Below are 14,999 nucleotides of genomic sequence, written 5' to 3' on the forward strand. Positions count from 1 at the left end.
AGGATTTCCATCCTGCAGCCCTCTTCGTATTCAATCCGCCTTGTCGATCACCAGTAGCAGGCGCGATCTGCTTCCGGGTGTCATCGGCGGAGAGCGGTGCAGCAGACCGCACCGCTCTTCTGAAGGCCATCGCTCGCCGCGGATAAGGGCGGCGTCGCCCGTGCGCATCTGCCTGATGCGCTGCGGATCGCCCTGGTGGGGGTCAGGCACATACTGGGTGCCCGAGCCCCTGTAGGTGCAGATGAGGCGCGCAGGGACGTTGTCGCGATGGAACTTCGGGCACATCGCTTCGTCGGTGACATCCAGCCTGATCCGGGCATAGTCCGTTCCCATGATCCTGCAGTATTGGACTGGTCAGGGCGCTTACATCGCGGGCAAACCTGTCCAGTTCCGGACCCTGAGGAGTTTTTGCGATTCCGCAGGCGATCAAAACCGCGGTTTCGGCCTTATGAACCGGTACCAAGGTTCTGAGCCTGGGGAGCTGGGCATCGCCCAGCCCGTCGATCCAGTTCTGGAAGCGGGATGCACGGGCCGCCGCCAGATGGCAGCAGGCCACGCCTGGAGCGCGGATATCGTTCAGGATGTCCGGGTCGCGTCCGATCAGAACGTCGGAAGCAGTCGGTTTCGTCGCAACCGGTCGCCGGAGGGGAGATGTGCGCTCGGGAACGCTCATGCCGCCTGTCCGTTCCGCTGCCAGTTCGGAAACGGGTCCGGCAAATGGGCAAAGGCACTCAGGTCATCTCCGGCGGTTTTATCCAGAAGGGACGCATCCAGCCGGCTCTTGAGCATCGGCCAGTCGATGCCCGCACCGATGAAGACGATTTCCTGACGACGGTCGCCGAACGGCTCCGACCAATGGCTTTTGACATAGGCCAGCGCCCGCTCATCGTCCGGCCAGCGGTTCCGGGGCACGGATGCCCACCAGGTTCCCAGGGGACTGACGCTGGACAGGGCGCCCGCGAGAGAGAATTCGATCACCCATTCCGGCCGGGTCGCGATCCAGAAGTGACCCTTGGCGCGGATAACGCCGGGCAAGGGACCGTTGAACAGGGCCTGAATCTTCGCCGGATCGAACGGGCGGCATGCCCGATAGACATAGGAGGTGACGCCATATTCTTCCGTTTCCGGCACATGGTCGGCAAAACCGTAAAGCTCCTTGGCCCAGAGCGGGTGTTCATGGGCTTTTTCGAAATCGAAGAGACCGGTGTGCAGGATGTCCCTGGCGGGAACATCCGAGTAATCCGTCTCGATGATTTTTGCGTCCGCGTTGAGGCTGCGAATGATCTTGCGGGCTGCATCCGCCCGTTCCGGCCCTGCGGCGCCGACCTTGTTGAGCACGACGATATCCGCGAACTCGATCTGGTCGGTCAGGAGATGCACCAGCGTGCGTTCATCCTCTTCGCCGAGGGTTTCGCCCCGGTCACTGAGAAAGTCGTGGCTGGAATAGTCAGACAGCAGATTGACCGCATCCACGACGGTCACCATCGTATCCAGTCGGGCCACGTCTGACAGGCTTTCGCCCCGTTCGTCGCGGAATTCAAAGGTCGCGGCAACCGGAAGCGGTTCGGAAATGCCGGTCGGTTCAATCAGGAGGTAGTCAAACTTCCGCTCCTGCGCGAGACGACGGACCTCCTGCAGCAGGTCGTCGCGCAGGGTGCAGCAGATGCAGCCGTTCGACATTTCCACCAGCGTTTCGTCTGTCTTGCTCAGTTCCGCGCCGCCGGCACGGACGAGATCGGCGTCGATGTTCACTTCCGACATGTCATTCACGATGACCGCGACGCGCAGGCCTTCGCGATTGTTCAGAACGCGGTTGAGCAGGGTGGTTTTTCCGGCCCCGAGAAATCCGGAAAGGACGGTTACCGGCAGGCGCGCATCAGACACAGGCAGATCCTTTAGATGGTTCTGTAATGTTATTACATAACATGTCTAGCGTGATCAAACCCGTTTCGGCAAGTCCTTTCCGTGGCTACGAAGGGAACTGTGGATCAACCGGCGATCTTCAGGCCGAAACAGGCTGGTTTTTTGGGGGGGAGGGCTTAAGCGCTACGTCCTTACCGCTCGAGCAGGCCCATGCCGGCGAGGATACGCGGCGCGTGCTTTCGATCCGGGGCTGCCGGATGGCAGTTTGCTTAGGTCCGGTGAAATCCGCGCCTGCGGCCAATCATAGAAAGCGACTTGCAGGGCGGATATCAGTCCACGGGCGAAGCCAGTTTGACGGAGCCGTTAGCCGCAGGTGCGGCGACGGATCTGATACTGAGTCAGCGGACGCCGAATGCGCCGCCTCTGCCGCGTCTGCGCGCCTTTTCGGCTTCCTGTTCCTCGGGCTTAATGCGCTTGTTCGGGGAATTGGACCCGGACTCTTCCGTAAAGGGCCAGTTCAGGCTGACGCCGGCATAATCCCCGGAGCGCCAGACGATCTTTCCGACGAGGGGCATGTCCAGTTTCGGTATGGAGATTTCGATGTCGTCGGGCAGCTTGTCGAGCTGGTCGCTCTCCAGCCGGCATCCGGATTTGCTGGCATCGACAATGTGGCACCGCAGGGTCTCCCGACCGACACGGCTGCAGACCACGGCGGTGATCAGGACACGCCGCCGGGGTTCCCTGCGCTTTTCGACAGGCTCGCTCTTTTCGGAGGAAAATGAGACCTGCGCCTCGTTCCCCGAATGCGAGACGACCTTTCCGCGCAACATCGTCTTGACGTCTTTCAGACGAAGACCGATTTCATCCTTGAGCAGATGCACCTGTTCGCAAACGACCGTGCAGCCTTTTTCGGTGAGCCCGTAGACCTTCGCCTCGACGCAAGACAGCTTTTCCAGATCAACCACCAGCGCCGGGGCGGCCTCTGCCTGCGCCCCCGCAACCATAAGCTCTTGCAACGCCTTACCCTCCACGACATCCCTGTAAGATCTTACAGGAACAACCATGAAGTGCGGGTTAATGCGTAACCCTTCGGGTCGGATCGCTAAGCCGTCCGGGCATCCTCCCGTTTTTGGGCGCGTTCAAGCCTGGCAAGCCGCCGTTTCAGCTTCTGGATGAGGAAAATGTCGCGCAGGGCGGACACGACAAGTGCGAGACCGGCGCTGAATATGAGACAGAAGAGGATCAAGCCAACCGGCAGGGCCTGGTCGTAGACCAGCGTGTCCACGTGACTGTCGATCTCTCCATGGCCGACATAGAGCCGATTACGGAAGATCTCGCTTAGGCTTCTGATGTGCAAATCGCCGTATTTCAGGAAGCGAAAGACGACGAGCAGGGCGAAAACCACGCCAAACGCCGCGAGTGTGACCCCGAAGGTTCGGGCCGCAAAACGGATTGCACTGCCGCCGCGCCTGCGCACCCGCTTCACGATGCCCCTGCTTCGCGGATTCAGCCCCAGGAACAGCACAAGGCGGCAGGTCCAGAGCGGAACCGAAAGGACGAGCAGTAGAACCCCGATAAAGGAAAACGTCACGGTTACCTCTTGGCTTTGCGGCGGGCCGGATACAGCCGCGCCGATCGGGATTCTTTATAGCTTGGCTTGGCGGGAAAGAAAAATACGAGCGCCAACTGACCGGAAGGGGCTTCGGCCGCCCATGAAGGGCATCGGGTGAAAGGAAATGTTTTTTCCGGTTATACGTTGGGCCATGTCATTTGCCGCTACGTCATACTCCGGCGACGGCCGTTCAGGATTAAAACGAAGCGCAGTCGCCCTGATAGCATGGATGGATGTCGGACTTCAGACAGCGCCCCTTGCGCCGCTGGGCCATATGCCATGCGTACCGATTGGAGGAAAAGGCAATGGCGCCAATCGGGCAAGAAGGCACGGGCGGGGTGTTCCGGGCCAGGTTTGGCGAGACGTTCGCTCACCACTCGAACGGCCATGGTTGTTATTGAGGGTTAGATCCGAACAAAATCGAAAAGTGAGTCACAGTATCGGATGGTGATGGACGCCTCCTTATCAATATACGCCCCGGATTGGCCGGGAGCGCGATATCAGGAGTTTCAACATGAAAACCCATGACGTTCAGTCCGTTGCCATCGCCAAGCCCTCGCGGATCGTTTTCGATTTTATCGCCGAACCGTCAAATCTGCCTAAATGGACGAATGCCTTCAAACGGGCTGATGCCGAAACGGCCGAACTCGTGACCCCAGGTGGCGCCGTCCGCCGATCCGGCTTCAAACCATTGCCCGCAGCGAGCAGGGGACAGTCGACTGGAAGATGACTTTCCCGGACGGTTCCGTCGGTACGGCCTATTCGCGGGTTACGCCCGATGGAGCCGAAAAATCCATATACTCCTTCGTCCTGATGGCGCCGCCAGTGCCGCTCGAAATGCTCGAAGGTGCGCTGTCCGAGCAGATGGGCATTCTCGCCCGGGAGCTCGTCGAGCTGAAAACGAGGCTTGAAGCATGATCAGGCTTGATCCGATGCAGGTGGAGGCGGCGCGGTCGGGAGACCGCGCCGCATTGGAAACGGTCGTTCGCGCGGCCGAAAGGCCGGTTTACAATCTTGCCCTGCGCATGCTGGCCCATCCTGCCGATGCTGAAGACGCAACGCAGGAGATCCTGATCAAGATCGTCACCCATCTTGGCGCCTTGCGCGATATCGAGGCGGCCGGGGGATGGGCCATGCGCATCGCCTGCCGGCATCTGGTCGAAATGCGCAGGACCGGCCGCATCGAGGCCATGCGCCTGAGCTTCAAGGGGTTTGCCGCCGATCTCGAACAGGGCCTCAGCGACATTGCCGACGGCGCTCTTGAGGATGCAGAGACGGTTCTTGCCGTCGAGGAGGTCAAGGTCGGCTGCACGCTCGCCATGATCATCTGCCTCAACCGGGACCTCAGGATTGCCTATCTGCTCGGTGACGTCTTTGAGCTCACCGATACGGAAGCGGCTTCCGTTCTGGAAATCTCGCCGGCAGCCTATCGCCAGCGGTTGCGCCGCGCCCGTGCTGCGGTGACGGCATTCGTTCTTGCAAGCTGCGGGAATGTTTCGACCGAGGCCGCGTGCCGTTGCGAGAAACGCGTCGCGGCGGCCGAGGCATCGGGCCGGATCATAAGGGGGGAATCGTTATTCGGGCTCGGCGGAGACGGGCGGAGAGGCGTCCTTGCGGTGCGTGACCAGGTGAGGCGTCTGGAAGAGGGACGCCGCGCTGCCGCCCTGTTCCGGTCCAATCCGGACTTTTCATCGAATATCGCCGAATTGGTCATTGAGACACTGGAACCGGACGCTTCACGATCCGTATCCTGACCAGGAACGGATGCGACACGAAACGCCCGGACGGCCGAAGGGGACACTTCAGACCAATTTGGCAATCCATAAGAAGACAATGGCAAATTGCGGCACGACGCAGGCAAATCGTAGGGCGACGGCAAGGCGGCTCGTCGAGACGAGGTGGATCGTGGATTGCAGCATGCGCGCAGCAAGCAGGACAAGCGCGAGGCCGTCGGTGGTCGTCGTCTGGTTCGTCGCCACCGCATAGAGCAGGATTGCCAGCGCGAACGGCAGGAACTCGAAACAATTGGCGTGCGCTCTGCACAGTCGCGCCGAGAAGGGAGACACGTCTTCGCCGGACGGGCTGAAGTTGTTGGCCGCGCGCACTCCGCTCACCGTCAAACCGGTCCGCAGAATGGCGATGGCCGTCAGCAACAGCATCGTCCAGGTCACCAGGCCCAATATTGCCATCGATGTATGATCCATGATGTTACGGTATCACTCCGGAAACGCTTCGAACGCGTCGACCGAGCCAAGGTCTGTCGACCAGTCAGGCCGTTCTGCCTCGAAAATCCGGTATCTCGTTTCGATCCTGGGATCGTCTTTCAACGCCCCTGCCGGGATGGGGACGCGGGCGCCGTCGTCACTCACATAGGGCAGGCCGGACCCGCAGGTTCGGCAGAACGCCTTGGTGATATCGCGGCCTGGAGCCTTGTACCGGACGACGTGTTCGGCGCCTTTGATCCAGGAACAGGCTTTTGCCGATACGAACAGGTTGGAGGCGAAGGCGGATCCTGTGATCTGCCTGCACTGGCTGCGGTCGCCCATGAAGGGCATCGGGTGAAAGGAAATGTTTTACCCGCTCATACGTGGGGCTTTGTCCGTTACAACGCCGTCATACTCCGGCGACAGCCTGTCCTGGATCCGGACCGGGATGTAGCGCCGATCCGGGGCGGCTAAACGATCGGTCACAGTTTCAGTCATGTCGCGGGCCTCCTGATTGGAGTCATGCATATTAATAAGAAAAAACGAACGGTTCTGAATTTATTTTCAGGTCCGTTATTTGTCGTTAAAGTTGTAAATCTTATAATTTTCTATAATATGATTCTGTTATATTTATGAAGTATTTTATTTATGAAACTGTCATGCCGATTACATCTGTCTGACAATTATGTCTCTTAGATAATGCAGGTCTTTTACCTTGCAACAGGGGACTCCTCCCATGCGCGTTTTTAAAAAGGCGCTTGCGGCCGCTGCCATTGCCCTCGGGCTCACGGCGCCGGCTCTTGCCGCTGATGACCGTCCTGATATCGTCGTGGCTGTGAACAGCCTTCCGGGCAGCCTGGAATCCATCGAAGAGATGGGCAATGTGGCCGTCCGCATCACCTATTCCATGTTCGATTCGCTGATCCGCCGCGACTTCCTCGCCAACGAAGGCGGCTCTTCGTCCAAGCTGGTGCCGAGCATCGCCGAAAGCTGGACCAAGATCGACGACCGCACCATGGAACTGAAGCTCCGCCAGGGCATCAAGTTCCACAACGGCGAGGAACTGACCTCCGACGACGTGGTCTTCTCGCTCAACCCGGGCCGTGGCTACGGCTACAACCCGCTGATCGGCGCCGCTCGTCGCTTCATGCTGACCCTGTCCCATGTCGAGCCGATCGATAAATACACTGTGCGCATCGTCTCCAAGGAGCCGGATGTGCTCCTGGACCAGCGTCTCGCCGGTTACGCCATGTGGATCGTCAACGCCAAGGAATACATGCTCAAGGGCAAGGAGTATTTCGCGCGTCATCCGGTCGGTACGGGCCCCTACAAGATGGACGAATGGGTCGATGGTGAATTTGTCCGCCTGGTCGCTCATGACGACTATTTCGGCGGCAAGCCGACGGCCAAGTCGATCACCTTCAAGGTGGTGCCGGAAGTCTCCGCCCGTATCGCCGGTCTCGTCTCGGGCGAATACGACATCATCGTCAACGTCCCGCCGGATCAGGTTCCGGTGCTGCGCGGCTACAAGGACGTGAAGGTGTCGTCAGTCGTTCTCGACAACACCCATATGCTGGTGTTCTTCAACAACGGCCCGCTGGAGGACAAGCGCGTCCGTCAGGCCCTGTCGCTCTCCATCGACCGTGCCCTGCTGCGCGAGGCCCTGTGGGAAAACAAGAACTTCACGCCGAACGGCCATCAGCTGCCGTCCTACGTCATGTACATCAAGGACTATCCGGAATTCGAATACAATCCGGACAAGGCCCGCGAACTCCTCAAGGAAGCCGGCTACAACGGCGAGGAAATCGTCTACAAGCTGCCGCTCAACTATTACCTGCTGTCGATGGAGGCCGCTCAGGCCATGCAGCAGATGTGGAAGGACGTCGGCCTGAACGTGAAGCTGGAGCCGGTTGAGAACTGGAGCCAGGTGACCGACAAGAACGGCACGGTGAACATCCGTCCGTGGTCCAATACCCACCGCATGCCGGATCCGATCGGCTCCTTCGTACCGCAGTGGGGCAAGGACTCCGAAGTCCAGAAAAACAAGGACGTGGAAGCCCGCTCCTGGAAGGCGCCGGCCGAGTTCAACGAGCTGCAGGACACCATCGTGTCGGCTACCGACATGGAAGTCCGTCAGGATGCCTACCGCAAGGCGCTCGACATCTGGATGGACGAGGCTCCGGGCACCATGCTTTACAATCCGCTGGAAACCTACGCCATGAAGGCGAGCGTCCAGTGGCGGCCGGTGTCGCTCTACTACATGGACTTCCGTCCCTACAATCTCACGATCGACGGCAAGACCAACTGATCCGACGGGCCACGGCGGGGCATTCCCTGCCGTGGCTCTTCTTTTTCCATTCAACGACATAGTCCATGACAACTCCGCTTCTGACCGTCGAAAATCTGGCCGTATCCATCAAGACCCGTGACGGCGGTACCGTGCTGCCGGTCCGCGAGGCCACGTTCTCCATTGCTCCGGGGGAAACGATGGCCCTGGTCGGGGAATCCGGCTGCGGCAAATCCATGACCTGCCTGGCGATTTCCGGCCTTTTGCCGAAGCGCGGGCGGGTGTCCTCAGGCTCCGCCGTTCTCGACGGCACCGACCTTGCCGGCCTCGATCAAAAGGCCATGCGCGAGATGCGCCGCAGGAAGATCGCCTTCGTCTTCCAGGATGCGACCAACGGGCTCAATCCGGTGAAGACCGTCGGCTGGCAGATCGCCGAAGCGGTGATGCTGCGTGAAGGTGCGTCGCGCAAGGCCGCACGCGAGCGCACGCTCGATCTGCTTGCCCGGGTCGGCATGCCTGACCCGAAGGCACGGGCGAAAGAATTTCCCCATCAGCTGTCCGGCGGCATGAACCAGCGCGCGATGATCGCGCTTGCGGTTGCCGGCAGTCCGCGGCTGCTGATTGCTGACGAAGCGACCACGGCGCTGGACGTGACCATCCAGGCACAGATCCTGGCGCTGATCGACGACCTGCGCCGGGAATTCGGCATGGCGGTCATCTTCGTCACCCACGACCTGGGGCTGGTCGCCGAAATGGCCGACAAGGTGGCGGTGATGTACGCGGGCAGGGTGGTGGAGTCTGCATCCGTCGCCGATCTCTTTGCCCGGCCGGACCATCCCTATACCTCCGGCCTGCTTGGGTCCCTGCCGCGGGTGGACGAGCGCCGCAGCGCATTGCAGGTGATCCCCGGCCAGGTGCCGCCGATCAACGCCATGCCGGCGGGCTGCTCCTTCGCGCCGCGCTGCCCGCGCGCCAGCGAGGTCTGCCGCAGCGAACGTCCGCTGCTGGAACCACACCCGATCGAACCATCGCACGCCCGTGTGCTTGCCTGCCACAAACCCGTCGAAAGGGCGGTTGCATGACCCTGTCCCTTCTTGCCCAAACACCTTCCCGGGCGCCTGAACCTGAACCCGCGCATGAAGCCTTTCTGAAGCTGGACAAGGTTGAACGCGCCTTCGTCTACCGGCGCGGGACGCTCACCAGACCCGCGAAGAGTTTCAACGCGGTCGACGGCGTGTCGTTGTCCCTAAGGAAGGGCGAGACGATGGCCGTCGTCGGCGAATCCGGCTGCGGAAAGTCGACCCTTGGCCGGCTGGCCGCCGGGCTGATGCGACCGACCGGTGGTTACGTGGATCTCGACGGTATTTCCTTCGGCGAGCTTTCCGCCGACGGCTGGCGGGACAGCCGCACGCAGGTTCAGGTCATCTTCCAGGACGCGGCTGGTTCCCTCGATCCGCGGCTGCCCGTGGAGACACAGGTGCGCGAGCCGCTCGACCTGCACAATGCCGGGACCCGCGAAGAGCGCCGGCGCAGGACGGAAGAGATGCTGATGGCGGTCAAGCTCGGCCGTCATCTGTGGAAGGCGGTTCCAGGCGAATTGTCCGGCGGACAGCAGCAGCGTGTCGTCATTGCCCGCGCCCTGATCCTTGAGCCGGGCCTACTCATCTGCGACGAACCGGTGTCGGCGCTGGACGTGTCGATCCAGGCGCAGATCATTTCCCTGCTCGCCGACATGCGAGACCGGCTCGACCTGACCATGATCTTCATTTCCCATGATCTCGCCGTTGTGCGCCAGATCGCCGACCGGGTGGCGGTGATGTATCTGGGGCAGATCGTGGAGGAGGGGCCGGTCGAACGCCTGTTCTCTGCACCGATGCATCCCTACACAAAGGCACTGCTTGCCGCCGTGCCGGTGCCCGATCCGGCGGTGAAGCGGTCGAAACAGCTTCTCATGGGCGATCCACCGAGCCCGCATGCGCCGCCTGCCGGTTGCCGGTTCCATACCCGCTGTCCGATTGCAACGGAGCGGTGCGGGACAGACATGCCCGAGATGCGTTCCTTCGGGTCGGTTCATGTTGCCTGCCACCACGCGGAGGAGCGGTCATGACGGTCACCTATGCGCTGTGGAAGGTCCTGCGGGCCGTGCTGACCATGTGGCTGGTGGTCACCTTCGTCTTCTTCGTTTTGCGGCTGACGGGCGACCCTGTGGCCCAACTTCTGCCGGATGACGTCGACCAGAACACCATCGACTATTACCGTCGCCTGTGGGGCCTCGATCAGCCGATCCTGGTGCAGTACTGGCGCTATTTCGAAGCCCTGTTCCACGGCGACCTGGGCATATCCTTCCGCGATAATCAGGACGCCCTGGAACTGGTGCTCGGCCGTTTGCCCAAGACCGCGCTGCTCGGCTTTACCGCGCTCGGTTTTGCCATCGCCTTCGGGCTTCCGCTCGGCGTCATCGCAGCGCTGAAGAAGGACTCGCTGATCGACCGGATCGTCATGAGCGTTGCCGTCTTCGGCTTTTCCATGCCGAATTTCTTCCTCGGCATTCTCCTGATCCTCGGGTTTTCGCTGTACCTGCGCGTGCTACCGTCTTCGGGCTCCGACACCTGGCTGCACCTGATCATGCCCGCGCTGACTTTGAGCAGCACCATGGGCGCGCAGATCGCCCGCTACACGCGCTCTGCCATGATCGACGTGATGAACAAGCCCTACATGCGCACCGCGGATTCCAAGGGGGCAGGGACCACGCGCAGGCTCTACCTGCACGCGTTGCCCAATGCGTCGATCCCGATCATCACAATCATCGGGTTGAAGATCGGCGAACTGATCGGTTGGGCCGTCGTCGTGGAGAACGTCTTCGCCTGGCCGGGGATCGGCCGGCTTCTTACCCATGCGGTCGCCATGCGGGATCTCGCGGTCGTGCAATGCATCCTGATGATGATCGCGCTGACCATGGTCACCGCCAACCTGACCGTCGACCTGATCTACGGCTGGCTCGATCCGCGGGTGCGGGTCGGCGCCGCGCGGGAGAGACTGCAATGAGCCTCGCCACCACAGACGTCATCCGCCCGGAAGCCGGGATCGCGGGCCGCTTTCTCATGGGGTTCCGCAAGGTGCCGGGCAGCGTGATCGTCGCCATCACCATTCTGGCGCTGGTGGCTTTCGCCACCATCTTTGCCCGGGGGATCCTGCCTTACGACTTCGACCAGATGGACCTGCGCGCCCGTCTGGCCCCTCCGGTGCCGCTTGAAGGCTCGACGCTCGCCCATCCGCTGGGCACGGACAAGCTCGGCCGCGATGTGCTGTCGAGGCTGCTGATCGCCACCCAGACCTCGATCCTGCTGTCGCTGCTCGGCACCATCATCGGCGCCGTGATCGGCACATTCCTCGGCTTCGTTGCCGCGCACTTCGGCCGCTGGGTGGACGAGGGGATATCGACCCTGGTCGATTTCCAGGCCGCCATGCCCTGGTTCATCATCGCGCTTGCCGTGCTCGCCTTCATGGGCAATTCCATGGTGGTGTTCCTGTTCCTGCTCGGGATGTACGGCTGGGAGCGCTATGCCCGCATCACCCGGGGGCTGGTGCTTGCCGCCCGCGAGGAGGGCTATGCGCGCGCCGTCCATGCGCTCGGCGGGCGGTCCTGGACCATCTATCTGCGCCATGTTCTGCCGAACATCCTGTCGCCGCTGATCGTGCAGCTCACCATCAGCTTTCCCGAAACGATCCTGTTCGAGACCTCGCTGTCGTTCCTTGGGCTCGGCATCCGCCCGCCCATGACTTCGCTCGGCCAGATGCTCGGCGACGGCCGGGACTACCTGGTCTCCGCCTGGTGGCTCGCGGTCATTCCCGGGATCATGATCTTCCTCACCACACTGTCCATGTCGATCTTTGGCGACTGGCTGCGAACCCGCTTCGACCCCTCTCTCCAAGACTAACTCCCTCCCCACAGGAAAAACAAAATGATCACGAAAACCTGTATCGCCTCCGGCCTCAACACCAGCTTCCTGCCCGGCAGCGACATGATCGCGCTCGCCCAAGTGCTGGACACTTACGAGACCTATGACATGAGCCATGTGGAGATCACCTCCCGGAGGCTCGACGTGATCATGGGCGGGCGGATCATCGAGGAGCGGGCCAAGGCGGCGGAAGACGTGCTCGCCGGGCGCAAGATCAACTACGTGCTCCACGCGGATCACGCGATCAATCTCATGAACCTGCCCGACCTGGAAGTGCACCGGGCGACCGCCGCTGCCTCCGTGGAACTGTGCCGTCGTTACGGCATGACGTCCATGGTCATGCACTCCGGCAATGCGCCGAAGGACGTCTGGGCCGAGTCCCGCGACAAGCTGCTCGAAATCGAGCGCGAGGAACTGAAGCGCCTGGGCGATCTTGCCGCCGAAGCCGGCGTGCAGATTGCCGTTGAGAACCTGATCGCGGATCCGAGCGGCAACCGGGTCGAATCTGGTGCCGACCCGCGTCCGCTCGCCGAACAGATCGCGGCAGTCAATCACCCGGCCATCGGCGGTTGCCTCGACTTCGGTCACGCCTTCCTGTCGGCGCCGGTGCTCGGTTTCGATTTCGTCGATGCCATTGCCGAATTCTCCAGCCAGGTCTGGCACCTGCACCTGCACGACAATTTCGGCATTCCGGACCGCAAGACCAATGGCGACGAGGGGTCGCGGATTTCACTCGGCATCGGCGATCTGCACCTGCCCATGGGCTGGGGCACGATCCCGTGGCGGGAGCTTCTGTCGAAGATGGATTACCGGAAGGGCACCTATGCCATGATCGAACTGCGTGGCCGCTACCGGGAAGTGGAAGACAAGGTCGCAACCACGGCCAGAGTGTTCGCCGACTATTGGAACGGTGACGTCTCCCTCGACGATGCGCTCGCTGCCGCCCAGTCGCCGGAGAAGATGTGATGCTGGAGCGGATTACCCATACCGGTTTCAGTGCCGCGCAGTTCGGCATGCACGGCGATCTTGCAGCACTCGACCGGCGGCTCGGCGAACTCGTCGATCTGGGGGCGGAGATTTGCGAATTGAACGCCGTGCGGCTCGACGCGGTCTCAGGCTGCCGGTTGATGCCGCAACGGATTTCGGAACTGAAGACGGTGCTTGCGCGCCATGTCCTCCGCTACACGCTGCACGGGCCGATCGCGGTCAACCTGATGGACGAGCCGCATCTCGATCTGCAGGTCCGTGCGGCCGAAGCCACCCTGGAGCTGGCCTCGGAATGCGAGGCGAACATTGTCGTCCTCCATCCAGGCCGGGTACCTCCCGCGCTCTGGGTCGACCAGTCGCGCGGTCTGCTGGCGCGGGAGCGGGAGACTGTGTCAAAACTCGCCGACCGCGCGCAGGCGCTGGGCGTCAAGATCGCCTATGAGAACATGAGCCCGAACCGGCGGATCATCGCCGGCACGGAAACCTCCTACGCGCTCGATCTGGTGGCTCTGGCGGATCAGGTCTCAGCCATCAGCCATCCGGCGCTGGTCGCCTGTCTCGACGTCAGCCATGCCCAGCAAGGCGCGCTACTCCAGGGCTTCGACATGTACGAACAGGCGGAACAGCTGGCGCCGCATGTGGGCCATATCCACTTTTCCGATTCCACCGGCGTGCCTTCCACCATCCAGTGGGATGACGAGGGCGAGCGCCTGTTCTTCGGTATCGGCGACATGCACGCCCCTCCCGGCTTCGGTGCTATCGACTTCGACCGACTGGCCAAGCTCCTGCGCATCCAGGAAAGCACGGCCATTGCGATTGAGCTCCGGGCGAACCATTACGGCCACAGCCGGGAACAGACGCTGGCAGCGGCCAAGGCGTTCGCGGAGACGGTGAATGCGTTGAATTGAGGGGCATCTCAAGCCGGGCTGACAACCGAGGGGATGGGCTAGGAGGCCCTTTTCTCCGGCTTCTCGCGGGGGGAGCGAGGAGGGGGCGTCACCAAATCACGCCGCGCTGCGGGTGAGGTGGGCGTAGAGGCGCTCCCACTGGTCGCCGACGAAGATCCTGTCCCAGCATTCGAAGGCATCGGACCATTCGTTCCGGACGGCTGCCTTGCGCATCCGGGCAGTCTCGATGCGCACGTGGGAGGTCATCCCGCTGGCATAGGTGCGGCAGTCGCGGCAGTCGAAGGTCGGGTTCGAGCACTTGAGGTCGCTTTGGGTCTGGTCCACGAAGAAGGTGCTGTGAACGCTGTCGGACCGGCTGGCGCAATTGCGGGCAATGCCGCTTTCATCGAGATCGTAGAGATGCGTGCCCGTGACCCAGGCGTCATAGGTATCGGAATAGATGATCGTGTCCGGAAGCTCGCCGCGCAGGTCTTTTATGATCTCGCCTGCCTGCTTGTAATCGTCGGTACCCATGATCAGGTTGCGGTCTTCGCTGCTGAAGCGGAAGTAGTCCGTGCGTTCGCTTTGCGGGTCGTTGAGATGACCCTGGTAGACTTCGGTCGGGGAGTAGTAGTTGAAGGTCAGCGGCACGCCGTATTCGGCGCAGGCGTGTGCCATTGGCCGGATGTCGCCGAGGTTCATGGCATTGATCGTGTAGACGAAGATTGCGCGAGGGTCGTTGGCGTAATTGCGAAGCGCCTTGCGCGTAACGTCCGCCCCGCGCGTGATTGCCGACGTTTCCTCTGCTCCCCACAGGGACACGTGGATCCGGTAGCCGATGTCGTCTGGAATCCGGCGTGTGCCGTTGGTCACGATCATGCCGGCGGGAATATGCGCCCAGGCGGCCCGCAGGCGGTCGAGAGCCAGTGCCGGCTCCGCTCCGGCGAGAAAGGCGAATGTGATGCCGCGCTCCGCCTCCTTGCGGAAGAACGCCCGCCACGATGCAGTGTCCTTCTCGTCGGCGTGCTGATGGGCATGTTCACCGGAAAAGAACAGGCAGCCTTCGCAGGTCAGGTTGCAGGTCGAGGAGATCTCATAGGTCGACGTCCTGAGCAGGGTCGCGGCCTTGCGAACTTCCCGAAGTCTGGTCCTGATCGAAGCTGTCATTTCCTACGCCTGCTACACTTAAAAAGGATTTCA

The 14,999-nt window shown here is 61.7% G+C and carries 18 protein-coding genes and 1 pseudogene; 10 read left to right on the forward strand and 9 right to left on the reverse strand.

Going from position 1 to position 14,999, the window contains the following annotated elements; translation table 11 throughout:
• Positions 1-30: 30 nt before the first annotated feature.
• The 5 genes and pseudogenes from ABIN98_RS24710 to ABIN98_RS24730 all read right to left on the reverse strand — a co-directional run bounded on the left by ABIN98_RS24710 (position 31) and on the right by ABIN98_RS24730 (position 3,454).
• Positions 31-333: a DUF1826 domain-containing protein gene (locus tag ABIN98_RS24710; protein WP_346914172.1), complete on the reverse strand. Its 303-nt coding sequence runs from the start codon at positions 331-333 to the stop codon at positions 31-33.
• 76 nt (positions 334-409) lie between these two features.
• A pseudogene (locus ABIN98_RS24715) lies at positions 410-673 on the reverse strand (hypothetical protein); the annotation flags it as partial.
• The gene (locus tag ABIN98_RS24720) at positions 670-1,884 is read right to left on the reverse strand and encodes a GTP-binding protein (RefSeq protein ID WP_346914174.1); all 1,215 of its coding nucleotides are present in this window, start codon (positions 1,882-1,884) and stop codon (positions 670-672) included. The gene ABIN98_RS24720 and the pseudogene ABIN98_RS24715, both read right to left, overlap by 4 nt.
• Before the next feature lie 377 nt (positions 1,885-2,261).
• Positions 2,262-2,879 carry a PilZ domain-containing protein gene (locus ABIN98_RS24725; RefSeq protein WP_346914176.1) on the reverse strand — a complete coding sequence of 206 codons (618 nt, stop codon included), beginning with the start codon at positions 2,877-2,879 and terminating at the stop codon, positions 2,262-2,264.
• 86 nt (positions 2,880-2,965) lie between these two features.
• The gene (locus tag ABIN98_RS24730) at positions 2,966-3,454 is read right to left on the reverse strand and encodes a hypothetical protein (protein ID WP_346914178.1); all 489 of its coding nucleotides are present in this window, start codon (positions 3,452-3,454) and stop codon (positions 2,966-2,968) included.
• A gap of 535 nt (positions 3,455-3,989) precedes the next feature.
• On the opposite strand from ABIN98_RS24730, the gene ABIN98_RS24735 reads away from it, so the two are divergent.
• The 3 genes from ABIN98_RS24735 to ABIN98_RS24745 are packed head-to-tail and all read left to right on the forward strand — an operon-like array spanning position 3,990 to position 5,229.
• Positions 3,990-4,205, forward strand: a complete 216-nt coding sequence (locus ABIN98_RS24735) for a hypothetical protein (protein ID WP_346914180.1) — start codon at positions 3,990-3,992, stop codon at positions 4,203-4,205.
• Positions 4,202-4,393, forward strand: coding sequence for a hypothetical protein (locus tag ABIN98_RS24740; protein WP_346914182.1), 192 nt, complete (start codon positions 4,202-4,204; stop codon positions 4,391-4,393). The genes ABIN98_RS24735 and ABIN98_RS24740 overlap by 4 nt, the downstream gene beginning before the upstream one ends.
• Positions 4,390-5,229 carry an RNA polymerase sigma factor gene (locus ABIN98_RS24745; protein ID WP_346914184.1) on the forward strand — a complete coding sequence of 280 codons (840 nt, stop codon included), beginning with the start codon at positions 4,390-4,392 and terminating at the stop codon, positions 5,227-5,229. Before ABIN98_RS24740 ends, ABIN98_RS24745 begins: the two co-directional genes overlap by 4 nt.
• Before the next feature lie 48 nt (positions 5,230-5,277).
• Here the strand turns inward: ABIN98_RS24745 and ABIN98_RS24750 are convergent, their stop codons facing one another.
• From ABIN98_RS24750 to ABIN98_RS24760, 3 genes are read right to left on the reverse strand one after another with little or no spacing between them, the layout of a single operon-like run.
• On the reverse strand, positions 5,278-5,664 hold the full coding sequence (locus tag ABIN98_RS24750) for an MAPEG family protein (RefSeq protein ID WP_346914186.1): 387 nt from the start codon (positions 5,662-5,664) through the stop codon (positions 5,278-5,280).
• Between the two features lie 27 nt (positions 5,665-5,691).
• On the reverse strand, positions 5,692-6,021 hold the full coding sequence (locus ABIN98_RS24755) for a GFA family protein (protein WP_346914188.1): 330 nt from the start codon (positions 6,019-6,021) through the stop codon (positions 5,692-5,694).
• Positions 6,022-6,048: 27 nt separating this feature from the next.
• Positions 6,049-6,177, reverse strand: a complete 129-nt coding sequence (locus ABIN98_RS24760; protein ID WP_346914190.1) for a hypothetical protein — start codon at positions 6,175-6,177, stop codon at positions 6,049-6,051.
• Positions 6,178-6,415: 238 nt separating this feature from the next.
• On the opposite strand from ABIN98_RS24760, the gene ABIN98_RS24765 reads away from it, so the two are divergent.
• The 7 genes from ABIN98_RS24765 to ABIN98_RS24795 all read left to right on the forward strand — a co-directional run bounded on the left by ABIN98_RS24765 (position 6,416) and on the right by ABIN98_RS24795 (position 13,820).
• Entirely contained in the window at positions 6,416-7,987 is a 1,572-nt protein-coding gene (locus ABIN98_RS24765) for an ABC transporter substrate-binding protein (RefSeq protein ID WP_346914192.1), read from the forward strand.
• A gap of 65 nt (positions 7,988-8,052) precedes the next feature.
• Positions 8,053-9,048, forward strand: coding sequence for an ABC transporter ATP-binding protein (locus ABIN98_RS24770; protein WP_346914194.1), 996 nt, complete (start codon positions 8,053-8,055; stop codon positions 9,046-9,048).
• Positions 9,045-10,073 (forward strand): ABC transporter ATP-binding protein, encoded by a 1,029-nt coding sequence (locus tag ABIN98_RS24775; RefSeq protein ID WP_346914196.1) that lies wholly within the window; start codon positions 9,045-9,047, stop codon positions 10,071-10,073. The genes ABIN98_RS24770 and ABIN98_RS24775 overlap by 4 nt, the downstream gene beginning before the upstream one ends.
• Positions 10,070-11,011 carry an ABC transporter permease gene (locus ABIN98_RS24780; RefSeq protein WP_346914198.1) on the forward strand — a complete coding sequence of 314 codons (942 nt, stop codon included), beginning with the start codon at positions 10,070-10,072 and terminating at the stop codon, positions 11,009-11,011. Before ABIN98_RS24775 ends, ABIN98_RS24780 begins: the two co-directional genes overlap by 4 nt.
• Positions 11,008-11,904: an ABC transporter permease gene (locus ABIN98_RS24785; RefSeq protein WP_346914200.1), complete on the forward strand. Its 897-nt coding sequence runs from the start codon at positions 11,008-11,010 to the stop codon at positions 11,902-11,904. The genes ABIN98_RS24780 and ABIN98_RS24785 overlap by 4 nt, the downstream gene beginning before the upstream one ends.
• 24 nt (positions 11,905-11,928) lie before the next feature.
• Positions 11,929-12,891, forward strand: a complete 963-nt coding sequence (locus ABIN98_RS24790; RefSeq protein WP_346914202.1) for a sugar phosphate isomerase/epimerase family protein — start codon at positions 11,929-11,931, stop codon at positions 12,889-12,891.
• Entirely contained in the window at positions 12,891-13,820 is a 930-nt protein-coding gene (locus tag ABIN98_RS24795; protein WP_346914204.1) for a sugar phosphate isomerase/epimerase, read from the forward strand. The genes ABIN98_RS24790 and ABIN98_RS24795 overlap by 1 nt, the downstream gene beginning before the upstream one ends.
• Before the next feature lie 96 nt (positions 13,821-13,916).
• Here the strand turns inward: ABIN98_RS24795 and ABIN98_RS24800 are convergent, their stop codons facing one another.
• A complete protein-coding gene (locus ABIN98_RS24800; protein WP_346914206.1) occupies positions 13,917-14,966 on the reverse strand; it encodes a hypothetical protein in 1,050 nt (349 codons plus the stop codon).
• Between the last annotated feature and the right edge of the window lie 33 nt (positions 14,967-14,999).

It is taken from the genome of uncultured Roseibium sp. (assembly GCF_963675095.2).
Lineage (GTDB): Bacteria > Pseudomonadota > Alphaproteobacteria > Rhizobiales > Stappiaceae > Roseibium.